The organism is Dyella koreensis, from assembly GCF_044904565.1.
Classification (GTDB): domain Bacteria; phylum Pseudomonadota; class Gammaproteobacteria; order Xanthomonadales; family Rhodanobacteraceae; genus Dyella_D; species Dyella_D koreensis.
Genome location: NZ_JADIKD010000006.1, coordinates 250,101 through 273,181 on the forward strand (window position 1 = coordinate 250,101; position 23,081 = coordinate 273,181).

At 63.3% G+C, this 23,081-nt stretch carries 23 protein-coding genes; 15 read left to right on the forward strand and 8 right to left on the reverse strand.

The window, feature by feature from the left end; translation table 11 throughout:
* The first annotated feature begins 23 nt into the window (after positions 1-23).
* The gene (gene glmU / locus ISS97_RS03100) at positions 24-1,391 is read left to right on the forward strand and encodes a bifunctional UDP-N-acetylglucosamine diphosphorylase/glucosamine-1-phosphate N-acetyltransferase GlmU (protein WP_379984888.1); all 1,368 of its coding nucleotides are present in this window, start codon (positions 24-26) and stop codon (positions 1,389-1,391) included.
* A gap of 62 nt (positions 1,392-1,453) precedes the next feature.
* Here the strand turns inward: glmU and ISS97_RS03105 are convergent, their stop codons facing one another.
* Positions 1,454-2,389 (reverse strand): chorismate transformation enzyme, FkbO/Hyg5 family, encoded by a 936-nt coding sequence (locus ISS97_RS03105; RefSeq protein WP_449757857.1) that lies wholly within the window; start codon positions 2,387-2,389, stop codon positions 1,454-1,456.
* A gap of 148 nt (positions 2,390-2,537) precedes the next feature.
* On the opposite strand from ISS97_RS03105, the gene ISS97_RS03110 reads away from it, so the two are divergent.
* From ISS97_RS03110 to ISS97_RS03135, 6 genes are all read left to right on the forward strand, one after another.
* Entirely contained in the window at positions 2,538-2,810 is a 273-nt protein-coding gene (locus tag ISS97_RS03110; RefSeq protein WP_379984890.1) for a phosphopantetheine-binding protein, read from the forward strand.
* Positions 2,811-2,880: 70 nt separating this feature from the next.
* On the forward strand, positions 2,881-3,183 hold the full coding sequence (locus tag ISS97_RS03115) for a hydroxymyristoyl-ACP dehydratase (RefSeq protein ID WP_379984891.1): 303 nt from the start codon (positions 2,881-2,883) through the stop codon (positions 3,181-3,183).
* Positions 3,180-4,133 carry an LpxL/LpxP family acyltransferase gene (locus tag ISS97_RS03120; protein WP_379984892.1) on the forward strand — a complete coding sequence of 318 codons (954 nt, stop codon included), beginning with the start codon at positions 3,180-3,182 and terminating at the stop codon, positions 4,131-4,133. Before ISS97_RS03115 ends, ISS97_RS03120 begins: the two co-directional genes overlap by 4 nt.
* The gene (locus tag ISS97_RS03125) at positions 4,057-4,701 is read left to right on the forward strand and encodes a LolA-related protein (protein ID WP_379984893.1); all 645 of its coding nucleotides are present in this window, start codon (positions 4,057-4,059) and stop codon (positions 4,699-4,701) included. The genes ISS97_RS03120 and ISS97_RS03125 overlap by 77 nt, the downstream gene beginning before the upstream one ends.
* Before the next feature lie 2 nt (positions 4,702-4,703).
* Positions 4,704-7,037, forward strand: a complete 2,334-nt coding sequence (locus ISS97_RS03130) for an MMPL family transporter (RefSeq protein WP_379984894.1) — start codon at positions 4,704-4,706, stop codon at positions 7,035-7,037.
* Positions 7,021-7,455: a phosphotransferase gene (locus ISS97_RS03135; RefSeq protein ID WP_379984895.1), complete on the forward strand. Its 435-nt coding sequence runs from the start codon at positions 7,021-7,023 to the stop codon at positions 7,453-7,455. Before ISS97_RS03130 ends, ISS97_RS03135 begins: the two co-directional genes overlap by 17 nt.
* 8 nt (positions 7,456-7,463) lie before the next feature.
* Here the strand turns inward: ISS97_RS03135 and ISS97_RS03140 are convergent, their stop codons facing one another.
* The 3 genes from ISS97_RS03140 to ISS97_RS03150 are packed head-to-tail and all read right to left on the reverse strand — an operon-like array spanning position 7,464 to position 10,212.
* Complete coding sequence (locus tag ISS97_RS03140; RefSeq protein WP_379984896.1) at positions 7,464-8,225, reverse strand: glycosyltransferase family 2 protein; 762 nt, start codon at positions 8,223-8,225, stop codon at positions 7,464-7,466.
* Positions 8,222-9,016, reverse strand: a complete 795-nt coding sequence (locus tag ISS97_RS03145; protein ID WP_379984897.1) for a beta-ketoacyl synthase chain length factor — start codon at positions 9,014-9,016, stop codon at positions 8,222-8,224. The genes ISS97_RS03140 and ISS97_RS03145 overlap by 4 nt, the downstream gene beginning before the upstream one ends.
* Positions 9,013-10,212, reverse strand: coding sequence for a beta-ketoacyl-[acyl-carrier-protein] synthase family protein (locus tag ISS97_RS03150; protein ID WP_379984898.1), 1,200 nt, complete (start codon positions 10,210-10,212; stop codon positions 9,013-9,015). Before ISS97_RS03150 ends, ISS97_RS03145 begins: the two co-directional genes overlap by 4 nt.
* Positions 10,213-10,404: 192 nt before the next feature.
* Between ISS97_RS03150 and ISS97_RS03155 the strand changes: the two genes are divergently transcribed.
* Both ISS97_RS03155 and hemF read left to right on the forward strand, forming a co-directional pair.
* Positions 10,405-11,073, forward strand: coding sequence for an ElyC/SanA/YdcF family protein (locus ISS97_RS03155; protein WP_379984899.1), 669 nt, complete (start codon positions 10,405-10,407; stop codon positions 11,071-11,073).
* A 91-nt stretch (positions 11,074-11,164) separates the two neighbouring features.
* The gene (gene hemF / locus ISS97_RS03160) at positions 11,165-12,067 is read left to right on the forward strand and encodes an oxygen-dependent coproporphyrinogen oxidase (protein ID WP_379984900.1); all 903 of its coding nucleotides are present in this window, start codon (positions 11,165-11,167) and stop codon (positions 12,065-12,067) included.
* Positions 12,068-12,115: 48 nt separating this feature from the next.
* Here hemF and ISS97_RS03165 read toward each other — a convergent pair whose 3' ends face one another.
* Complete coding sequence (locus ISS97_RS03165) at positions 12,116-12,769, reverse strand: DUF4097 family beta strand repeat-containing protein (protein ID WP_379984901.1); 654 nt, start codon at positions 12,767-12,769, stop codon at positions 12,116-12,118.
* Positions 12,770-12,912: 143 nt separating this feature from the next.
* Between ISS97_RS03165 and gpmA the strand changes: the two genes are divergently transcribed.
* On the forward strand, positions 12,913-13,656 hold the full coding sequence (gene gpmA, locus ISS97_RS03170) for a 2,3-diphosphoglycerate-dependent phosphoglycerate mutase (protein WP_379984902.1): 744 nt from the start codon (positions 12,913-12,915) through the stop codon (positions 13,654-13,656).
* 123 nt (positions 13,657-13,779) lie between these two features.
* Complete coding sequence (locus tag ISS97_RS03175; RefSeq protein ID WP_379984903.1) at positions 13,780-14,298, forward strand: DUF1453 domain-containing protein; 519 nt, start codon at positions 13,780-13,782, stop codon at positions 14,296-14,298.
* Here ISS97_RS03175 and glnK read toward each other — a convergent pair whose 3' ends face one another.
* Entirely contained in the window at positions 14,299-14,637 is a 339-nt protein-coding gene (gene glnK, locus ISS97_RS03180; protein ID WP_090449601.1) for a P-II family nitrogen regulator, read from the reverse strand.
* A gap of 195 nt (positions 14,638-14,832) precedes the next feature.
* On the opposite strand from glnK, the gene ISS97_RS03185 reads away from it, so the two are divergent.
* The 3 genes from ISS97_RS03185 (at position 14,833) to ISS97_RS03195 (ending at position 18,870) form a co-directional block, all read left to right on the forward strand.
* Entirely contained in the window at positions 14,833-15,090 is a 258-nt protein-coding gene (locus ISS97_RS03185; protein ID WP_379984904.1) for an accessory factor UbiK family protein, read from the forward strand.
* 147 nt (positions 15,091-15,237) lie between these two features.
* Positions 15,238-16,737: a YifB family Mg chelatase-like AAA ATPase gene (locus ISS97_RS03190; protein WP_379984905.1), complete on the forward strand. Its 1,500-nt coding sequence runs from the start codon at positions 15,238-15,240 to the stop codon at positions 16,735-16,737.
* Positions 16,738-17,058: 321 nt separating this feature from the next.
* Positions 17,059-18,870, forward strand: coding sequence for a cation:proton antiporter (locus tag ISS97_RS03195; protein WP_379984906.1), 1,812 nt, complete (start codon positions 17,059-17,061; stop codon positions 18,868-18,870).
* A 95-nt stretch (positions 18,871-18,965) separates the two neighbouring features.
* On the opposite strand, the gene aceA is transcribed toward ISS97_RS03195, so the two are convergent.
* Entirely contained in the window at positions 18,966-20,264 is a 1,299-nt protein-coding gene (gene aceA, locus ISS97_RS03200) for an isocitrate lyase (protein ID WP_379984907.1), read from the reverse strand.
* A gap of 48 nt (positions 20,265-20,312) precedes the next feature.
* Positions 20,313-21,911: a malate synthase A gene (aceB, locus tag ISS97_RS03205; protein ID WP_379984908.1), complete on the reverse strand. Its 1,599-nt coding sequence runs from the start codon at positions 21,909-21,911 to the stop codon at positions 20,313-20,315.
* A gap of 123 nt (positions 21,912-22,034) precedes the next feature.
* On the opposite strand from aceB, the gene ISS97_RS03210 reads away from it, so the two are divergent.
* Positions 22,035-23,075 carry a LysR family transcriptional regulator gene (locus tag ISS97_RS03210; RefSeq protein WP_379984910.1) on the forward strand — a complete coding sequence of 347 codons (1,041 nt, stop codon included), beginning with the start codon at positions 22,035-22,037 and terminating at the stop codon, positions 23,073-23,075.
* Positions 23,076-23,081: the final 6 nt, after the last annotated feature.

A 23,081-nucleotide genomic window follows, 5' to 3' on the forward strand; every position in this document is an offset into this window, starting at 1 on the left:
TGACGTAAGCCGCCGATATCGCCATGAAGAATAAGCCCCTGCACGTCATTGTCCTTGCCGCCGGCGAGGGTAAACGCATGAAGTCCAAGAAGGCCAAGGTGTTGATGCCTTTGGCCGGGCGCCCGCTGCTGGAGCATGTGCTGACCGCTGCGAGGGCGCTGCAGCCCGAGGCGATCCACGTGGTTTACGGCCATTGCGGTGACCAGGTACTGGCGGCGTTCGACGGGCAGGCGGATTTGCGCTGGGTCTTGCAGATGGAACGCCTCGGCACCGGGCATGCCGTGGCGCAGGCGCTGAGCAACGTGCCCGACGGTGTCGCCGTACTGGTGCTTTACGGTGATGTGCCGCTGACTCGCGCGGAGACCTTGAAGCGTCTGGTGAGCACGGAAGGGTCGCTGGCCCTGCTCACGACCCGCGTGCCCGATCCCAAGGGTTACGGCCGTGTGCTGCGCGATGGCAACGGCCTGGTGCGCGCCGTGGTTGAGGAGAAGGACGCTGACGATAGCCAGCGCGCGATCAACCTGATCAACACCGGCATCGTCGCTGCCGAGGCCGATGCGCTGAAGCGGTGGACCAGCAAGCTCGACCGTAACAATGCGCAGGGCGAGTACTACCTCACCGATATCTTCGCGATGGCGGCGGAGGAAAGCCGCGCCGCGCGAAACGTCGAATCCGATGATGCGATGGAAGCTGCCGGCGCGAACAACCCCTGGCAGCTTGCCGAGCTCGAGGCGGTATTCCGTCAGCGTGCGGCGCAGGCACTGGCGCTGGAAGGTGTGCGCATCGCCGATCCGGCGCGCATCGATGTGCGCGGCATGGTGACTGCGGCGCGCGATGTGGAGATTGACGTGAATGTCATTCTCGAAGGCGACGTGGAACTAGGTGAAGACGTACGCATTGGCGCTTTCACGCGCCTGAAGAATGTGAAGCTCGCTGCTGGCACCGTCGTGCAGTCGCACTGCGATCTGGAGGGCGTGGTCACCCACGGTCCCTGCATCATCGGCCCGTTCGCGCGTCTGCGTCCCGGCACCGAATTGGCGGCTGGTGTGCACATCGGCAACTTCGTCGAGACCAAGAAAGCGCGGCTGGGCGAAGGCAGCAAGGCCAACCATCTCAGCTATCTCGGCGATACCGTGGTTGGCAGCAAGGTCAACATCGGTGCCGGCACGATTACCTGCAACTACGATGGTGTGAACAAGAGTGTCACGCTGATCGACGATGGCGCCTTTATCGGCTCCAACAGCGCGCTGGTGGCGCCGGTGCGCATCGGCGCGCAGGCCACCATTGGTGCGGGCTCGGTAATCACCAAGGATGCGCCTCCCGGTGAGCTGACCATCGCGCGCGGTCGCCAGGCGACCTTGCATGGCTGGCACCGGCCTGAGAAGAAGTAACGAAGGTCGCGCGTGAGAAACGAGCGCGGCAGCACGGGTAGATCGCCGCCCTCGTTTCTGTCTTACGCGTAACGCCAGCCGTCGATCTCGACCAGCAATTCGCTACGGCATACATCGCCATGCAGCATCAGCACGGGCACGCCGGGCAGATGGGTCTGCAGGAAATCGAGCACGCGTGGCGCGTCGATGGCGTGCCTTACATAGGCCTTCAGTGGTGAGCGCGTGTCGAAACCGGCGGGCATGCCGGCGCTCGCCAGCAGTGCTTCGAGGTTGGCCAGGGTTTCATCCAGCTGCGCATCCAGATCGTCTTCGTGCGCCGAGCTGTGGCCGACGACGGCAGCCGTACCGGAGATGGCCAATACATCTTGCGATGGCAAAGACATCGCGCGGGCGAAGCTCGGTGGCGTACGGCCGTATTGGCGCGGGTAGCGCCAGGCGCTGACCTGTCGCGGATTTTCCACGCGCACGCCCGGCCGGTCGCAGGCCAGCAGATAGATCTGCAAGGTGTGTGCGTCGGTATGGTGGCCGATGGCGGTGGCGGCAGGGAAACCTTCGTTGAAGAAGTGGCCCATGCCAGCCGCGCGACCATCGCAGAACAGCTTGTAGCGCTCGCCGTCGCCCTCGCCCTGGTTGATGGCGCCCAGGTAATTCCAGATGCGCTGTACATGCCGTTCCGGACGCCGGTCGACGAACTCGCGCAATTGGCGGTAGGCCAGTTCGGCGGTATCGCGTGGCCCGCCGTGGGCGCGTTCGTCGAGTTCAATGGCGGCGAACAGCCAGCCGTCGCCGGCTGACCAGCGCAGGTCGCCTTCGCTCCCGTGTGTGACCTGGCCTTCGACTTGCCAGACCTCCAGCGGCGCCGGGGCGTCGAGGCATTCAAGCGCGATGGCCATCCAGCGCGGATCGTCGTGTGCCGGCACGCCGGCACCAAAGCCGAACACGGCAAGCGTGCCGGGTTCGTTCAGGACGTCGGGGGACGCCGCGTTGCGATAAGACACTTGCGGTGCGCGTCGCCGTGGCGAGACGGATAGCGCACTTTCTGAACCGTGAGTCATGCACCGTAGCCCAGGGAAAGTGGGTCGCTATGTTACACTCCACGCCCTGTGCCGACCGGGGGGAGGCATGTTTTGGCAGTACGGAACGAGCATGGCAGAGCAGACCGCGGCACAACATGAACTGGCGACCCTGATCGTGGAGAGCCTCAACCTGGAAGCGGTCACGCCCGAGCAGATCGATCCGGAAGCTCCCCTGTTTGGTGGCGATCTGGGCCTGGATTCGATCGACGCCCTGGAGATCGCATTGGCCGTGTCCAAGCGCTACGGTTTCCAACTGCGTTCCGACAATCCGGATAACGGCCGCATCTTTGCCAGCCTGCGCGCGCTATCCGACCACGTCGAACAGTACCGAACCTCGGCCTGAGCCCTGACACGATGCCCTGTATCGTTGGCATCGTCCGGTTGTTTCGCCGTCTTGCGCGGGTAGCCGCGCCATGAGCGCGTCGGCCTACCGCACCGTATTCCGCGTCGCCCCCGATCACCCAAGCCTGCCCGGGCATTTCCCCGGGTATCCGCTGGTACCTGGCGTTATGTTGCTGGAACAGGTCGCGCTGGCGTTGCGTGCCTGGCGTAACCAGCGTCTGGCGCGGGTGGTGGAGGCCAAGTTCGTCGCGCCCTTGCTACCGGCCGAACAGGCTGAGTTGAGCCTGACCGACAACGGTACGCGCGTTCGCTTTGAAATCCGTCGTGGTGAGATCTTGCTCGCGCGCGGCATCGTGGAAGGTAGCGATCCATGAGCGCGCACTGGCAAAGCCGGCCGGAAGGCGGCGGACGTTTTGCGCTGTGGCTGATCCGCAGTATCGGGTTGTACGGCGGTCGGCGTTTCGGTCGGTTGTTCCTGTATCCGATCACGCTGTACTTTTTTTTGCGCCGCAAACCGGAGCGAGAAGCATCGCGGCAATATCTGGAAAAAGTGCTGCCGCGCCCGGTCACCACCTGGCAAGTGATGAAGCACATTCACTGCTTTGCGGCGACGATGCTGGATCGCGTGTTTCTGCTGGCGCACGGCGAGCGGGATTTCCAGATCGAAACCGAAGGGCTGGAGCTGCTGGTCGAGCGCATCGAACAAGGCCGGGGTGTGTTGCTGTTTGGCTCGCATCAGGGCAGTTTCGAAGCGCTGCGCGCACTCGCATCGCGTCAGCCGGATGTATCGCTGCGTGTACTGCTCGACAAACAGAAAACACCGGCACTCACGGAGTTGCTGGAGGCGCTGGCCCCCGGCATTGGCGACAAGGTGATCGACGCTTCGAAAGATGGCGCCACCATGGTGCTGCAGATGGCCGAAGCCTGTGCGCAGGGCGCGATGGTGGCCCTGCTCGCCGATCGCGGCCGCGAGCACGAAGTGCTGCGCCGTGCCGAGCTGCTTGGTCAGCCGGCGCCGTTTCCGGTAGGTCCCTGGTTGCTCGCGCATACGCTGCAGGTGCCGGTGGTGCTGTGTTTTGGCTTGTACCTCGGCGGTAACCGCTATCGTCTGATCTTCGAGCCGTTTGCCGAGCGTGTGGATATCCCGCGCCATGATCGCGCGCCAGCGCTGGACGCGGTCATTGGCCGTTATGCCCAGCGCGTGGAGCATTACATCCACGTCGCCCCCTACAACTGGTTCAACTTCTATGACTTCTGGCAGCAAGATCTTCACGCTCCTGTTCGGCCTGAGCCTGCCGTGGCTGGCGAGCGCATCGGCAACTGAAAACGATGCCGCGGCGCAGTCGCTGATCGCTTCGCTGGGCCGTCCGGCGCCGGCGCGCACGGTCTTCGCGGAAGCGCGTTTCATGAAGATACTGGAGCAGCCGCGCGTCTCCTCTGGCGAGTTGAGCTGGCTGGGCGGCGACCGGCTGGAGCGCCGCGTGGAACGCCCGGCCAAAGAAGTGGCCACCATCGCTGACGGCGAAGTCACGCAACAGCGCGAAGGACGCAAGCCACGCAGTTTCACGTTGAATCGTGCGCCGCAACTTCAGGTGTTGCTGGATAGTTTCGTTGCCTTGCTTGGCGGCGATGCCTCGCGGCTGGATCAAGCATTCGCCATTCGTCATGATGGTAGTGCGCAGCGCTGGACATTGATGCTGACACCGCGCGATCCGCGCGTCGCCAAGGCGATCGCCAGTATCCAGATCGATGGTCGCGGCAACGAACCGCGTTGCATGCGCATGCAGGAAGCGGATGGCGATCTGGCCATCGATCTGCTGGGTGATCTTGCCGCGCGCATGCCGGCGGTGCCGACGCGTGAAGCGCTGGCAGCCCTGTGTCAGGGCGATTGATCATGTCGCGTCGGGGGCAGGCCATCTTGTTGGCGCTGTGGTTGCTGGCGCTGGCGGGACTTGGCGCGCTGGTCGCGCAGCGGCTGAAGGTCAGCACCGATCTGCGCGATTTCATGCCGGCGCCGACCACGCCCGACCAGCGTCTGCTGATGGAGCAGGTGGGAGAGGGACCGGGTTCGCGCCTGCTGCTGCTGGCGGTGAGCGGTAAGTCTGATGCGGAGCTGGCGGCGCTCAGCCAGGGCCTTGCAGCCGCGTTGCGCAAGGATTCGCGTTACAGCCAGGTACTCAACGGTAGCTTCGACCTCGCGACGTTGGACGAGCGTTTGCTGCCGTATCGCTATCTGCTGTCACCGACGCTGGATAGCGAATCAATGGACGAAGCTTTCCTGGCGGATCAATTGCAGCAGCGGCTGGACGATCTTTCGTCACCGGCTGCCAGCCTGTTGAAAGGTCTATTGCCGCGCGACCCCACGCTGGAAGTGTTGAAGCTGGCGGAACGCTGGACGCCTCCGAAGTCACCCGAGTTGCGCGAGGGCGTCTGGTTCTCGGCGCAGCACGAGGCACTGTTGCTGGTGCAGACACATGCGGCGGGTTTTGATCCGGATGCGCAGGTGGATGCGGTGACCGGTATCGACCATGCATTCCACGCTTTGTCAGGCAGCACCGGGGCTACGCTGACGACCAGCGGCCCTGGGTATTTCAGTGTGGTAGTGAGCCAGCAGACGCGCGGGCAAGCTGAGTTGATCGGCAACGTTTCCACCGTCGGCTTCATCCTGCTGTTGTTGCTGGCTTATCGCAGCGTGGGTTCGCTGTTGCTGTCGGCCCTGCCGATCGCCAGCGCAGCGCTGACAGGCATTGCCGCGCTGGTGCTGCTGTTTCCGCAGGTGCACGGCATAACGCTCGCCTTCGGTTTCACCCTACTTGGTGTGGCGCAGGAATATCCCATCCGCGTGTTGAGTCATCGGCGCGCAGGAGAGGATGCAGTAGCCAGCGTGCGCGGACTATGGCCATTGCTGCTTACCGCCATCGCTTCGGCCTGCATCGCCTATCTCGCGTTCTATGCGTCCGGGGTGAATGGTTTGAAGCAGCTGGCTGTGTTTACCATCACCGGATTATTGGTGGCGGGATTCAGCACTCGCTATCTGCTCCCGCGTTTGTTGCCGAGCAAAGTACGTGATGTGGCAGATATGCCATGGCTGTTGCATGCGCGCCGTTTCGTTGATCGCCTGCCACGACCGCGATGGGTGCCGTTGCTGGTGGTCGTGGCGACGGTGCTGATGCTGGCGATGGCTCCTGGCTCGTTCTGGCAGAACAACCTCGCTGCATTGACGCCGCTGCCGCAGGATCTGCTGCAGCGTGATGCCCGTTTGCGCGAAGCGCTAGGTGCGCCGGATGTCCGCTACTTGTTGATCCTGCAAGCGGCTGATGCGCAGGGTGTGCTCAAGCTCTCCGAGCAGATAGAGCCCAAAGTCGCGGCCTTAGTGGCCCGACATGCGGTGGATGCGGTCGAGCTGCCCTCGCTCTATTTGCCCAGCGAAGACACGCAGCGCGCGCGTCAGCAAAAGCTGCCGGATCGCACCGCTCTGCAGCGGACGCTGACGGAGTCTACGCAGGGGTTGCCGTTCCGCAAGGATCTGTTTGCGCCTTTCCTCGCCGATGTGGAAACGGCGCGCAGTCTGCCGCTGCTAACGCCGGAAATATTCGCGCAAAGCACGCTGGGACAGCGTCTGTCCGCCATGCTGGTGGCACGAGAGGGTCATTGGCTGGGCTTGGGCACACTCAGCGGTGTGCATGACGTCGCGGCACTGCAGAGCCTGGCGAACGAGAGTGGCGGTGCCGTACGCCTGCTCGATCTGAAGCAGGCATCCGAATCGCTGGTGGTCGACTACCGCACGCGCATCCTGCATGCGTTGCTGGGTGCCACCCTATTGATGATTCTGACCATTACCTTCGCTCTGCGCAGCGCGCGCCGCGCTTGGCATGTGCTGGCGCCAATGACATTGGCAACCTTCCTGGTGCTGGCGGTGGAGCGGGCGATAGGTATCGAGATATCGCTGTTCCATCTTGTCGCGCTGATTCTTGCCGCGGGGCTTGGTTTGCACTATGCGTTGTTTTTCGAGCGTGACACCGGCGACCCTGCGGAGCAGCGTCGCACGCTGCATGCCACCCTGGTCTGCGTGCTGTCCGCCTTGCTGGTGTTCGGCATGCTGGCGTGGAGCAGCATTCCGATATTGCGCGCGATCGGTCTCACTGTAAGCCTGGGCGTGGCGTTTCATTTCTGTCTTTCCATTCTGATGGCGCCACATGCAGGACATGGCCATGCTCGACAAGACTGACTGGGCGCATCTGATTCCACACGCGGGCACGATGTGTCTGTTGGATGCGGTGGTGGACTGGAGCGAAGCATCCATTCACGCCGTCAGCGACAGTCATGCCGATGCTTTGCACCCGCTGGGCACCGCTGAGGGCCTGCATGCAGTGCATCTGGCGGAATACGGCGCTCAGGCCATGGCGGTGCATGGTGCGCTTGGTGAGCGCGAGCGTGGTGTCGAAGTGGCGCGGCCGGGGCGGCTGGTAAGCCTTCGCGACGTGCAGCTCGAAGTGGAGTATGTCGATGCCGCGCAAGGCAGGCTGGATATCTACGCCGAGCGTCTCTATGCCGACAACGGCGGTGCGCAGTATGCCTTTCGTGTGGAACAGGCAGGGCGCACGCTGATCAATGGGCGAGCCGCGGTGATCTACGCGGCGTCGTGAAGCAGGACTCAGGTCACTCTTGCTGCGTCGAATACCACGGGTCGGCTGGCACGTGAGCGCCGGTAGCTCGCCCACACATCGCCGTAGTGCATGATGCGACCGACCGTATAGAAAGTGATGCGTGCCACATCGCGCACCGGGCTGAAGTGACTGATGCGGAACTCGCCGTAGTAACGGGACGCGATCGGAACCGAGGCGATACCCAGTCCTTTCTCGCGCGAGGCGGCGATGAGGATCGCAGCTTCGAATACGAAGTTCTCCGCTGGCAGATCCACCAAATCCAGTGCCGCGCGCGGATACCAGCGCTGGCCGCTTTGGGTGTCGGCTACCGGTTGTGCGCAGGCCCAGGAGATACCCCAGTCGGCCACAGCATTGGCGCGGCGACGGGCCTTGGGTTGCTGTTCGCGATCGATCAGCCGTGCGCCGATGACGATGTGATTGGGATAACGCTGCGCGGCCGCCACGATGTGCGGTACGTCGCTGGCCAGATGCTGACCGTCGCCGTCCATCGTCACCACGGCATCAAAGCCCTGGCGCAACGCTTCGTGGAAACCGGTGCGCAGTGCACCGCCCTTGCCGCTGCGTTGCGGATGGCGCAGCAAGGTGACGGGCATCGCGCCGACGATATCGGGCGTGCGGTCGTCCGAGCCATCATCCACCACGATTACCGGTACGCCGAGCGCGAGGGCGGAGTTGACCACACCCTGGATGGCTGCCTCTTCATTGAGGCAGGGAATCAATACGCACCATCGGACGGTTGGGGAGCTCAAGCAGCCTCTTCCAATTGGATGTCCAGGCCGATCGACCCGGCTGTATCCAAAGTGTAATGAGCTCCATGGCCGGCCAACAGCAGCAGCAAGGGCAACGCGGCGGCGGCGGTAACGTTGGCTTCATGCCAGGCGGGGGGCAAAGGCGAAAAGGGGGCGGCCTCTACCGGTCGGGTGGGCGTCAGGCTGAGGCGGGCGATGCTGTGCGGCCCCGCTTGCGGAGCCAGCACCAGGGCACAGCCAAAGGCCTGGGTGCTTTCGGTCATGGTGCCCAGCGGGCCGGTGCCTGCGATATCGCTGCATACCAATAGCACCGGCCTTTGGTCGGCGATGACTTGCATCGCGGCTTCCAGCAAGCCGGCGCCCAGGCTGGCGCGATAGCCGCAGACGGCGGCCGATGGCGCGTGGCAGTCGGTGGCGATGGTCCAGTAGCCGGCTGGCGCGTTGTGCACCGAATTGTGAAAACGCGTAGGCGAGAGCGCGGAGGGTTCGCGCGCCAGGGTGTCGCACATGTAGTCGGTGATGGTCTGGTCGCCAAAGGCGGAGGTGAACACGCAGGCCAATTCGTTGGCCTGGCGTCCGCTCATGGCGACTGCCTGGCCGGCGACTTCGGTGGCGAGCAATACGCTTTCCGGTGCACGACGACGTTCGTTGGCCGGCAGCACGCTGGCGGCCGGCCGTGCTGCCGGCGGCGGCACAGGGGTGCCGGCCAGCCAGGCGCGCAGGGCGGCGAAATCCCTCAGTTGTGGCGACCAAAGGCCGACACCTTCCACATAGACCGGCCAGCTGCTCATGCCACGACCTTGCCGAACGCGAGGCAGGCGTTGTTGCCGCCGAAGCCAAATGAGTTGCTGAGGGCGATATGGACGCGCTTCTGCTCGTTCCGCCATGCGAACTGCGGGCCGCAGGCCGGATCGGGATCGTTGCAGCCGAGGTTGCCCGGTACCAATCCGTGCTCAATGGCGAGCAGGGTGAACGCCGCTTCCAGAATGCCGGCCGCGCCCAGCGTATGTCCGGTAAACGCCTTGGTGGAGCTGGCGCGCGTGGTGGCGGGGAACGCGCGGGCGACCAGCGCGGCTTCCACTTCGTCATTCTTCAGACTCGCGGTGCCATGCAGGTTGATGTAATCGACCTGTGCCGCTTCCAGGCCAGCACGCGCCAGCGCAGCGCGCAGCGCGAGCTCGGCACCGAGGCCTTCCGGGTGTGGCGTAGACATGTGGTGGGCGTCGCTGGATTCGCCGTAGCCCAGCAGACGTGCTGCATCGGGTTGGGCATCGGTGCGCTCAAGTAGCGCGAAGCCAGCCGCTTCGCCGATGGATATACCGCGGCGTGCGCGATCAAATGGCTGGCACGGTTCGGGCGAAACCAGTTCCAGTGCGTTGAAGCCAAACAACACGCTGTCGCACAAGGTGTCGACGCCACCAACGACGGCCGCATCGACCAGCCCCAGGCGGATCATCCGCTCCGCGCTGGCGAATACCTTCGCGCTGGATGAGCAGGCGGTGGATACGGTCAGCGCCGGCCCCTCCAGCCCGAGCGCTTCGGCGACAAAGGCGACCAGCGAATGCGGCATATGGATGGCCGGGCGGCGCAGGTCCGGGGGCATGTGTCCGTCGGCGTCGAGGCGGCGGTAGGCTTCTTCCGTCGCGCCGATGCTGGCGGTGGATGTGCCCAGGATCAGTGCGATGCGCCCTGCGCCATAGCGTTCGCGTGCCATACGGACGCGATCGGCGAAGCCGTCCTGGGTCAGACCCAGCCAGGCCAGGCGGTTATTGCGGCATTCCCATGCGGACAGCGCATTGGGCAGCTTGCTGCCCTCTACGCCGGCGACGCGGCCGATCCAGCACGCGAGTGGCGCGCTGCTGAAATCATTGGCGTGCAGGCCGCTGCGGCCGGTATCGAGGGCGTGCAAATGGTCTTGGAGACCGTGGCCTAGCGCGGACGTAACCGTGTATGCGCTGACGCCAAGCGGGTGGATGGGTACGGACATCGCGGGAGCCTAGCGAGCGATCATGGGCCTGCCTAGTCCGGCGAGGTTTTGCGGCGGCTTGCGTTCATTTTGGTCGATGAAAGGCTGCCGATTGCAGCTTTCTTGGAGCTTGCCCACACTGCGGCACCTTCGTTGCTGTTCATCATCGTGTCCCGTCTTATCGTCCCTTTGAAACGCGGTCCCTGGCGCTACTTGAGCGATCGCGATGTATTGCATGCGGCGGTTGTGGCGGTGTTGGCCGTGGTGTTGACGGGCGGTTTGGTGTGGGTGGCTTACGCCGCCCATGTGTGGCGGATTGCCAGGCGCAGTCCGGTGGTGCCGCCAGGACGCATGACCTTGCTGGTATTTGGTCGCCGGCTGGTGCAGGACTGGCCCGAGCACGATTACCAGCAACGCTTGGCGCGCGCCCTTGCGCTGATCCGCCAGGAGTTGGCCGAGCAGGTGTTGCTGTTGGGTGGGTGCAGCGGTGGACGGATCAGTGAAGCTGCCGCCGGAGCGGCCTGGTTGCGGCAGCGGGGGCTCCCGGCGGGAACCGATCTGCAACTGGAGCAGGCCTCGGTCGACTCGCTGGAAAACCTGCGCCATGCACGCAGCCTGCTGCAAGAGAGCGGGCCGCTGTCGGGCGGCCTGCCGCCGGTGGCCTTGATCACCAATCGCTACCATCTAGCGCGCTGCCAGTGGCTCGCGCGGCGTCTGGGCTTCGCCGATTGTGTGCTGGTGGCGGCCGAACCTGAGCTGCGTCTGGACCAACGCTATGTGCTGCGCCTGCTGCTGGAATCGGGGTATGTGATGTGGATCGATCTGGCGCTGCGCTGGGCGCGTCTTATCGGCCATCGGCGGATCGCCGCCAGATTGAGCTGACGGGTATCAGTATCGCGCGACGCCCCGCCGCATCGGCGCGCGACGGCGGGCTTGCTAAGCTCGCGTCAGTGAATAGACCAAGAGCATGGCGATGAGTCAGCAAGCCGATCAAGTCGAACTGTTTCTGCGCGAGTTGCAGGATCGCATCTGCGCCGCCGTGGAAAAGCTGGATGGCAACGCGCGATTCGAGGAGGACGCGTGGACACGTGCGGCCGGCGGTGGCGGGCGCACGCGCGTGTTGCGCGAAGGCGCTGTGTTCGAGCAGGCGGGAGTGAACTTCTCGCGCGTCTATGGCAACAAGCTTCCGCCTAGCGCCACGGCGCATCGGCCGGAGCTGGCCGGCGGGAGTTTCGTCGCCACCGGGGTTTCCCTGGTGCTGCATCCGCGCAACCCGTATATCCCAACCACGCACGCCAATGTGCGTTACTTCGAGGCGAGCAAAGAGGGCGTGGAACCGGTGTGGTGGTTCGGCGGCGGCTTTGATCTCACGCCGTTCTATCCGTTCGACGAGGATGTGGCGCACTGGCACACCGTTGCGCGCGATGCCTGCGCGCCGTATGGAGCGGACGTCTATACGCGCTACAAGCAGTGGTGCGATGAGTATTTCTATCTCAAGCACCGCAACGAGACGCGTGGCGTCGGCGGCCTGTTCTACGACGACCTCAACGAAGGCGGGTTCGAGCGCTGTTTTGCTTTCACTCGCGACGTGGGACAGGGCTTTCTCGATGCGTACCTGCCGATCGCAGAGCGCCGCAAGGACACGCCTTATGGTGAGCGCGAACGCGAGTTCCAGTTGTACCGGCGTGGCCGCTACGTGGAATTCAACTTGGTCTATGACCGCGGCACCTTGTTCGGCCTGCAGTCTGGCGGGCGCACTGAGTCGATTCTGATGAGCCTGCCTCCGCGCGTGCGTTTTGAATACGCGTATGTGCCGGAGGAAGGCTCAGCGGAAGCGCGGCTCGGTGAGTACCTGAAGCCGCGCGACTGGGTCTGAAACGGAGCACGGGCGGCGGCAACAAGTGCGCCGCCCGCCAGCGCGTCGTCAGTCCAACGACGGCGCGTCGCCCCTGAACTTCACCGGCGTGGCGCCCTTCACGGGGCCGATCTGCGCGCTGTCGCTGACCTGCAGCACCACTTCGCGACGGAATTCCAGCGTGCCCTGTACAACGGCATGCGGCCCGATTACGACATGCGGCGGACGACTGTTGTTGTTGAACCAGCCGCCGGGCTTATCGACCAGGATGCCGCCCTCGACCCGTGAGTTGGCGCCGACATAGATGCTGCCGCTGACCGTCTCGATGCCCTTGGCTACATGCGCTGCATCGAGGTTAATGGTGCCGTTGACGTTGGCGACCTTGCCGGCCACCTCCGCGCCCTTGCCGAGCCTAATAGTGCCGTTGGTGGTGCCCACCTCGCCGGTGATGCGACTGCCCGCACCCAGCGTGGCCGAGCCGTTGACCGTCGAGATCTCGCTGGCCTGGGATTTCTCGCCAAGCTCCACCGAGCCGTTGACCGTACTTGCCTTGTGCACCGTGGCGTTGTCGCCGATGCGCACCGAGCCGTTTACGGTGCTGACGTCGCCGGCCTGCTGGCCGTTCTCGACGCGTACGGTGCCGTTGATCTTGTCGATATCGTTGTCCCGGGCCAGCACAGCCAGTGGTAGGACGAGGGCAAGGGCGAGCAGGGTACGGCGCATGGTGGACTCCAAAAGGTGGGTGTATCAGCCCATAGGATGCTCCTGCGCCCCGCCGGGTTTAGCATGACCTTCGACAGGGGCGCATTTGACGGCTGCCGGGCCGGGCCTCACCATTTCAGGTTTCCCGCCTGCCTTTCGCCGCCATGCACAAACTTGTACTGATCCGTCACGGCCAATCCCAGTGGAACCTCGACAACCGCTTCAGCGGCTGGGCCGACGTCGACCTTACCGAGCAAGGCATGGCCGAGGCGCAGGAAGCGGGCCGCCTGCTCAAGGAAGCCGGCTATAGCTTCGATGTGGCGCATACCTCGCTGCTCAAGCGCGCCGTGCGCACCCTGTGGGGTGTGCAGGATGCGATGGATCTGATGTGGATTCCGGTGCTTACCGACTGGCGCCTCAATGAGCGCCACTACGGTGCGCTTACGGGCCTCAACAAGGCGGAAACCGCCGCCAAGTACGGCGACGATCAGGTCAAGATCTGGCGCCGCAGCTACGACATTCCGCCGCCGCCGCTCGATCGTGCGAAGAACGAGTCGGTGCATGATCCGCGCTATGCCTCGCTGGACCCCAAGGACATTCCCGATACCGAATGCCTCAAAGACACCGTGGCTCGTGTGCTGCCGTATTGGCATGAAGTGCTGGCCCCGGCGATTCGTGCCGGCCAGCGCGTCGTGGTTGCCGCGCATGGCAACTCGCTGCGCGCGCTGGTGAAGTATCTGGACAATATTTCCGACGAAGCCATTGTCGAACTCAATATTCCCAACGGTGTACCACTGGTATACGAGTTTGATAGCGAGCTGAAGCCGCTGCGCAGCTATTACCTCGGCGACGCCGACGCGATTGCCGCCAAGATGGCCGCCGTGGCCAACCAGGGTAAGGCGAAGTAAGCGTTTCGACGCGCGGGTGACAGGCGTCACCCGCGATGGTTGTGCGGCGTCAATCGTTGCGCGTCGGTTCGTCCGCTAGTCTGATCCCACATTCCCGCAGAGTGTCCGGTCATGGCGCCTACCGTGTTTCCCCTGATCATGCTTCCGTTGATGGCTTATGGCGTGTGGCGGCGTGTGCGCGGCAACTTCGGGCCGCAGCCGATCCGGCGCAAGCGCATGGTGGCGCGCATCGTGATCTTCAGCCTAGTGGCCGGTCTGATTGCGTTGGTTGGGTTGTACAACGTGAAGCTGCTGGAGGGGTTATTGGGCGGCTTGGTTGGCGGCGCTGCGCTGGGCCTGCTGGGTCTGCGCCTGACCCGTTTTGGCCGGGACCAGAAAGGGGCGGATGTTTACATCCCGAACCCCTGGCTTGGAGTGGCACTCACCGCGCTGCTGGTCGGTCGCGTGGCCTGGCGCTTCCTGGTGGTGATGCCGCAGATGCAGGATCCCGCCGCCGCTTATGCGGGCCCTCCGCTAGGCAATAGCCCGCTGACGCTCTTGGTGTTCGGCCTGATGATTGGCTACTACATCACCTACTACGCGGGCCTGCTGGTGCATCACCGGCGTTTTCAGCGCGAGCACGCGCCGGCTGCGGCGGACTGATCAGAGCGCGTCGTTGTCGAGTTCGCCGGTACGGATGCGGATGACCTGCTCCAGCGTACTGACGAAGATTTTGCCGTCGCCAATCTTGCCGGTACGGGCCGACTGCGTGATGGCTTCCACCACCCGCTCGAGCTGGTCATCGGCGACCGCCACTTCCACCTTGATTTTAGGCAGGAAGTCGACCACGTACTCGGCGCCCCGATAGAGTTCGGTGTGTCCCTTCTGGCGGCCGAAGCCCTTTACCTCGGTCACCGTGATGCCTTGCACGCCAACTTCGGCCAGTGCTTCGCGCACATCGTCCAGCTTGAAGGGTTTGATGACCGCGACCACCAGCTTCATGGGTATTCCTCAGTTAAAGAGTGCCGGGTGTTTCCCGTCCCGATACAGACAGGCATTTTGCCTGCCATGGATGCCATTTGTCGCCTGGGCCAACCCTGTGTAGGAGAATGCCTACACATCACAGTGGAGCAAGCCGATGGCGCCTGAATTTCACATTTATCTAAACTTATCGCCGACGAGTTCGAGGTGCTATCCATGATGGATAGACAGGATATCGATCAGCTTGCCTTACGACTTGCCTCGTTGGTTCCGCCAGGATTGGCTCAGGCGCATCAGGATCTCCGCGCCAACTTTTCCGATGTCCTGGCGCAAGGATTGCGCCGCCTTGACCTAGTCACCCGCGAGGAATTTGAGGTTCAGAGTCTTCTTCTGGCGCGTACACGCGCCAAGGTAGATGAACTTGAAAGGCGTGTCGCTGATCTTGAGGCGAGCGCCGCGGCCCGCGGGAACTAGCCAGTCTCCCTCCCGGGAGCCGTCCCCGATCCGTCACCCTCACCCCGAGAACGATCGGGGGCGGTCATTTTTCACCGCCTGCCGAAGGGAGTCGCCCATCTTGTCGTCTGGACGCGACCTCTTCCTGTCTGCGGGCCCACTACTCGCATGAGTCTCGCCGTTACCCTCAGCCGGGCACAGGAAGGCGTGGCCGCGCCGCAGGTAATGGTGGAAGTGCATCTTTCCGGCGGGCTGCCGGGGACCAATATCGTGGGTTTGCCCGAAGCGGCGGTGCGTGAGGCGCGGGATCGTGTTCGCGTAGCCATCCAGAACACAGCGTTCGAATACCCCAATCGCAGAGTCACCGTGAATCTGGCCCCGGCCGAGTTGCCCAAGGACGGTGGGCGCTTCGATCTGGCGATTGCCTTGGGCATCCTGGCTGCCGGCAACCAGGTGCCGCGAGAAAAGCTGGATGACTGCGAATTCCTAGGCGAATTGGCGCTATCGGGCGCCTTGCGTGGGGTTTCCGGTGTGCTGCCCGCTTTGCTGCGCGCCCGCGCCCGTGGCCGCAAAGTAGTGGTGCCACGGGCGAACGCCGCCGAGGCGGCGCTGATTCCCGATGCCGACGTGCGTGTCGCCGACACGCTTGCGGAAGTCTGCGGTTGGCTGCGTGGTGGGCAGGACCTCGCGTTGCCGATAGGTGCAGAGATCGCAGCAGATGCCACTTACGGACCGGACCTGATTGATGTGCGCGGCCAACGGCAGGCGCGTCGGGCTCTGGAGATTGCCGCAACCGGTGGGCACCATTTGTTGCTGGTGGGGCCGCCGGGAACCGGCAAGACCATGCTGGCCGAACGCCTTCCGGGCATCCTCCCGCCGCTGACGGAATCGGAGGCCTTGGAGAGCTGCGCGATCCTTTCGGTGGCGGGGCAGGTAGTGGATCCCTCAAAGTGGCGTCGGCGCGCGTTCCGCGCGCCGCACCACACGGCTTCGGCGGTGGCATTGGTCGGTGGTGGATCGCAGCCCCGGCCGGGCGAGATTTCGCTGGCGCACAACGGCGTGCTCTTTCTGGACGAGCTGCCGGAATTCAGTCGCCACGTGCTGGATGTGTTGCGCGAACCGTTGGAATCCGGCTCGATCGTGATTTCGCGGGCTTCGCGTCAATCAACGTTCCCCGCGCAATTTCAGCTGGTGGCGGCGATGAATCCTTGTCCTTGCGGTTACGCCGGGGATCCGCGCCAGCGTTGTCAGTGCACGCCCGATCAGATCCAGCGTTACCGCGGACGTATTTCCGGTCCGCTACTGGATCGCATCGACATGTGCGTGGACGTACCGCGCCAGCCACTGACCGAACTGAGCGCCAAACGTGGCGCCCATGACGAGGATTCCGCAACGGTGCGCGCCCGCGTAGTGAAAGCACGCCACCAGGCATTGGTACGGGCGGGCCGTTCCAATGCTGAGATCAGTACGCGCGAACTCGAACGCGATTGCGCGCTGGGCCCGGCGGAGCGTGCCTGGTTTGAAGGAGCACTTGAGCGCCTGGGATTATCGGCACGGGCCTATCACCGCACGCTGCGGGTGGCGCGCACCATTGCCGATCTGGACGGCGGGGCGGCTGCGTTGGATCGGGTGCATCTGGCAGAGGCATTGCAGTACCGACGCTTCTAGGGCTTTGATAAACAAAATTTAATCTTCGGATGGGTAATTTCTGTACCGATAGGTATTGACTTGATGGGGGATGGGATTAATATCTGCACCGACTAGTTCTCTTATGGACTCAGTCCCGCCACCCCGGTATCGGCCCCCCTCCCTCCCCCCGTCCGATACCGGGGTTTGGCATCTCCCCCCAATCCCTTCGCTCGATTTTGCTTTCGGATGTGTCCGATAGATGGGTTTGCGCGACACTCGGGATACTGCGCTGCTGTTGGCTTCCCCAAGGCCAGTTCGCCCAAACACCGCAAACGACATGATGTCGCCAGGGGATCGTGAATGACGCTTCAAATCGGCCTGATGCTCACGGGCATGCTCGGCATCGGTTTTCTTGCGCAATGGCTGGCTTGGCGGGTTCGCCTGCCGGCGATTCTGTTTTTGCTGCTGGCCGGCATTTTGCTCGGACCGGTCAGCGGTGTGCTGAAGCCTGACCACCTACTCGGCGATCTGTTATTTCCGATGGTTTCGCTCTCGGTAGCGCTGATCCTGTTCGAAGGCAGCCTGACCTTGCGTTTCCACGAGTTGCCGGGGATTGGCCGTGCGGTGCGCGGACTGGTGTCCTACGGTGCCGTGGTGGCGGTGGTGCTGCTTGCCATTGCTGGACATTACCTGGCGGGACTGCGCTGGGAAATCGCCTGGTTGTTTGGCGCGCTTACCTGTGTCACCGGTCCGACGGTGATCGCACCCATGTTGCGCACCGTGCGCCCCAATGCCCGTATCGCCAATACGCTGCGTTGGGAAGGCATCGTGATCGATCCGCTTGGCGCGCTATTCGCCGTGCTTATCTACGAAGCCATTGTGTCGCGGCATCAAGGTCACACCATCGGCGTGTTCCTGGCGACCATTCTGTGTGGTTGTTTGATCGGCACGCTGGCTGCCTGGGTGCTCGGCTTCCTGTTGCGTCGCCAGCTGATTCCGGACTACCTGCAGAACTACGGCACGCTCGCGACGGTGCTTTTGGCTTTCACCGTATCGAACACCATCACGCACGAATCGGGTCTGCTTACCGTAACCGTGATGGGCATTGCGCTGGGCAACATGCGCGGCGTGCATATCGATGACATTCTGGATTTCAAGGAAAGCCTGACCACACTGTTGGTCTCCACCTTATTCATCCTGCTGGCTGCGCGACTGGAGTGGCCATTACCGGATGGCATGCTGTGGGCTGGCATCGCGGTATTCATTGCGGCGCAGATCATTGTGCGTCCAATAACGGTGGTGGTCTCCAGCATCGGCAGTGCCTTGAGTTGCCGTGAGCGCGCCTTGATTGCCTGGGTCGCACCGCGCGGCATTGTGGCGGCCTCGGTATCGGCTCTGTTTGCGCTCAAGCTGGAAGCGCTGGGCATGCACGACGGCGCCGCTCTGGTCCCATTGGTATTCATCCTGATCATCGGCACGGTGGTGCTGCAAAGCGCTACTTCCAGGCCCCTGGCGCTATGGTTGAAGGTAGCCGAACCCGAACCCCATGGTGTGTTGGTCTTCGGTTCCGACAGCGTGGCGCGAGCGATCGCCAAAGTGCTCAAGGATGCCGGCTTCCACGTTGTGCTGGCCGATGATGAATGGGATGGCGTGCGCCGGGCACGCATGGATGGGCTGACCACGTTCTACGGCAATCCCGCATCCAGTTACGCCGAGCGCAATCTCGATCTGACTGGTATCGGCCGTTTGCTGGCGATGTCGATGCATCGCGAACGAAACTCGCTGGTGTGCGTGCATTACCGCCAGGAATTCGGCCGCGAAAAGGTCTATCGCCTGCGCAACCTGCCGCCGCAGGAAGGCAACAACGATCGCACCATGCTGGCCGGCACACTGCTGGCACCGCCGCTGTTCGCCGAGGACATGACGCATGCGCGCTTCGCCGAGTTGCTTGAGCAAGGCTGGCGCATCAAATCCACTCGACTCACCACCACCTTCGATTGGCCGCACTTCATCGAGCAGTACGGTTCGGACACGGTGCTGCTATTCGGCGTGGAAGAGAAGGGTGCTTTGCGAGTGGCATCCGCCAAGCGCACATTGGAGCCGCGGCCTGGCTGGCTGGTGATCGCACTGGTGCCGCCGGAAACGACAAAGGCACCGGTGCGCGCGGAATAGACTGAACAGGCATCACTCCCTACGCAGCGAGCGCCGACAGGGTGCTCCCCATCGGCGCTCGCGCCAGCGTTCCATGCTGGCCCCGGCGGCAACACTCAGGCTGCAGTGGCGTGCTTGTGGAATTGAGCTTCTTCGGTGGAGCCTTTCAGCGCAGTGGTGGATGACAAGCCCTGCTGAATCGCCTGCGTCACCTGGTCGAAATAGCCGGTGCCCACTTCACGCTGATGCTTCACTGCCGTAAACCCGCGCTCAGCCGCAGCGAACTCGCGCTCCTGCAGTTCGACGAAGGCGCTCATCTGGCGGCGGGCATAGCCATAGGCGAGATCGAACATGCCGTAATTGAGGCTGTGGAAGCCGGCCAGGGTGATGAACTGGAACTTGTAGCCCATCGCGCCAAGTTCCTTCTGGAATTTCGCAATCGTTGCGTCGTCCAGATTCTTCTTCCAGTTGAAACTGGGCGAGCAGTTGTAGGCCAGCAGCTTGCCTGGGAATTTCGCGTGGATCGCTTCCGCAAACTTGCGCGCTTCTTCCAGATTCGGCTTGCTGGTCTCGCACCAGATCAGGTCGGCATATGGCGCGTACGCCAGGCCGCGGCTGATCGCCTGATCCAGGCCCGGACGCACGCGGAAGAAGCCTTCCACTGTGCGCTCGCCAGTGATGAATGGCTTGTCGTTGTCGTCGACATCCGAGGTGAGAAGGTCGGCGGCATCGGCATCAGTGCGTGCGACCAGAAGCGTCGGCACACCCAGCACGTCGGCGGCAAGGCGCGCGGCATTCAACTTGTCGACGGCCTCGCGCGTCGGCACCAATACCTTGCCGCCCATGTGGCCGCACTTCTTCACGGAGGCGAGCTGATCTTCGAAATGCACGCCGGCGGCGCCCGCTTCGATCATCGCCTTCATTAGTTCGAATGCGTTCAAAACGCCACCGAAGCCAGCTTCCGCGTCAGCCACGATCGGCACCATCCAGTCGGTATCGTCGTTGCCCTCGGCATGATGCAGCTGATCGGCACGCAGCAGCGTATTGTTGATTCGCTTGACCACCTGCGGCACCGAATTGGCTGGGTACAGCGACTGGTCGGGATACATCTCGCCGGCGAGATTGGCATCGGCCGCTACCTGCCAACCCGAGAGATAGATGGCCTGCAGCCCCGCCTTTACCTGCTGCATGGCTTGATTGCCGGTGAGCGCGCCCAGCGCGTTGACGAAATCTTCCTTGTGCAGTGATTTCCACAAACGCTCCGCGCCGCGGCGGGCAAGCGTGTGTTCCACCGCCACCGTGCCGCGCAAGCGCACCACATCCTCGGCGCTGTAATTGCGCTGGATCCCAGTCCAGCGGGGATTGTTTTTCCAGTCGAGCGTGAGTTGTTCGGCGGTGGGTAGCTGGTTCTTCATGACGTGACTCCGTGACATTCGTAGGTCGGTGGCGACTGACGTGTGCGGTCAGGCCAGACGGTCATAGGCGGGCAGGGTGAGGAAGTCGCCGAGCTGGTCGGCGTGAGTCAGGCTGGCGAGCAGTGCGGCCGCTTCATCGGCACGCGCGGCGCCGGGCAGACCGCTCTCGCGCAAACGGTGCGTGTGTGTAACCAGCGCGTGATCGAACAGCGCAAAATTGATGGGCGCGTGATCAGTGAATTCGACACTGCCGTGATGCAGCCATTGCCACAGTTGCGCGCGCGCGATCTCGGCAGTGGCGGCGTCTTCCATCAGGTGATGGATCGGCACGCAGCCCTGGCCATCGAGCCACGAGGCGGTGTAGCGCAGTGCTACTTCAACGTTGTTGTCGAAACCCGCGCGGCTGATCGAACCCGAACACGGTGCGATCAACTGATCGCGCGTCACCTTCACGTCGGCCCGCTCAACGTTGAGCTGGTTCGGCGACGGCATGTACTTGTCGAAAATCTCCTGTGCCACAGGCACCAGGGCGGGGTGCGCCACCCAGGTGCCGTCATGACCGGCCTGTACTTCGCGCAGCTTGTCTGCGCGCACCTTGGCCATGGCGGCTTCGTTGGCGACCTCGTCACCTTTGATCGGAATCTGCGCGGCCATGCCACCCATGGCAAACGCGCCGCGGCGATGACAGGTCTGGATCAGCAGTTCCGAATAGGCCTTGAGGAAGGGCACCGTCATCAATACCTGGCCGCGCTCCGGCAGCAGGCGATCGCGGTGGCCGCGCAGGGTTTTCAGGTACGAAAAGATGTAGTCCCAGCGGCCACAGTTGAGGCCGACAGCGCGGTTGCGCAGCGCGTGCAGTATCTCGTGCATCTGGAACACTGCCGGCAGCGTTTCGATCAGCACCGTGGCTTTCATGCAGCCGGACGGCAGGCCGAGCTCATCTTCCGCGGCGGACATCACGTCATCCCACAGCGCGGCTTCTTCCATCGCCTCCATCTTGGGCAGGTAGAAGTAAGGGCCGCGATCGCGTGCCTGCAGCGTGCGCGCGTTGTGGAAGGCGTACAGGCCGAAATCGACCAGCGCACCGGCCATCGGCTCACCGTCGACAGTGATATGTCGCTCCGGCAGATGCCAGCCGCGCGGGCGCACCACCAGCACGGCGGGATTGCCGCTGATGCGGTATTGCTTGCCCTCCGGCGAAGTGAACTCGATGTTGCCGTTCACGGCATCGCGCAGGTTGATCTGGCCGTCCAGCTGATTGGCGAAGGTCGGCGCGCTCGAATCCTCGAAGTCGGCCATGAACACCTTCGCGCCAGAGTTGAGCGCGTTGATGATCATCTTGCGCTCGACCGGGCCGGTGATCTCCACGCGGCGGTCCTGCAAAGCGGCTGGGATTCTGGCCACGGTCCACTTGCCTGAGCGGATTTCGGCCGTATCGGCGCGGAAGTCGGGTAGCGCGCCGGCGTCATAGCGGGCCTGCCGCTCGCGACGGGCCGCCAGCAAGGCCAGCCGGCGGGTGTCAAAGCGGCGGTGCAGCCCGGCCAGGAAAACAAGGGCCTCGGGGGTGAGGATACGGTCGTGCCCGGGGCCGGTCTGGCCCTCGATGCGGGCCGGTTGGGTGACGACGCGTTCCTTGGGAACAGCCATGGCGATCTCCGTGATGACGATGGGATGACACTAGGTCGCGGAGATATGCTTTGACAAAGCAAATGTTTCAATTTTTGATATTGTCTATGTCAATGTAATTCGTAACTCATTGAGTATAAAAAGATGAAAAGCGCGTCTGACAAGCTGAATAAGCCGAAGAGGCCGCGAAAAACGACTTTGAAGCGACGCGTCGGCGAAGAAAAGTCCACTGCTGAAACTGGTCGCTTCTACTACAAGGGCAACCGCCAGAAGCAGCTGCGCGCGTTTGTCTACACCGTAAAGCTGGGCACGCTGACCCGTGCGGCGGAAGCGCTCTATCTGTCTCAGCCGAGTGTGAGCTTGCAACTACAGGCGCTGGAGCGGGAGCTTGGCGTGCAACTGCTGGAGCGCAGCCGGCGCCGCATCAACCTCACCGACGCCGGCGAGGCGCTTTACGAGCTGGCGCGCCCATTGGTGGAGGGTTGGGAAACCCTGGACCGCGACTTCCAGGCGAAGGTCAAAGGCATGCAGGCCGGCCGCCTGACCATCGCGGCAGGCAGCTCCACCATCCAGTACCTGTTGCCGGAGCTGGTGCGCCGCTATCGCGAACGTTTTCCCTCGGTGCAACTGCAGCTCGCCAATGTCACCGGCAAGGATGGCCTGGCTCTGCTACGCGCCGATCAGGCTGATTTCGCCGTGGGCTCCATGCTGGACGTGCCCAACGATATCGCCTGGGCACCGGTCTACCACTACGACCCGATGCTGATTACGCCGCTGGATCATCCGCTGGCGGCCAAAACGAGCATCACCTTGGAAGATCTCTCACCTTATGGCTTGATTCTTCCGCCCCAGCGTCTGTCGACATATCGACTGGTCGACCTGGTATTCCAGCAGCGCCAAGTGCCGTATCACGTCGCCATCGAAGTCGGTGGCTGGGATGTGATCAAGGAATACGTCGCGATGGGCCTGGGTATTTCCATCGTCACCGGCATCTGCATCACCGAAGCCGATCGTAGCCGTCTGGCCGTTCGGAATCTGCGGCAGTATTTCCCGCAGCGCAGCTATGGCGTGGTGATGCGCAAAGGCAAATTCCTCAGCGCCGAGGCACGCGCCTTCGTGGATCTGATCCGGCCCGGCCTGCTCACCCATCGCGATTACGACGAATCAGGTCACTCCGAACGCTGAGCCGCG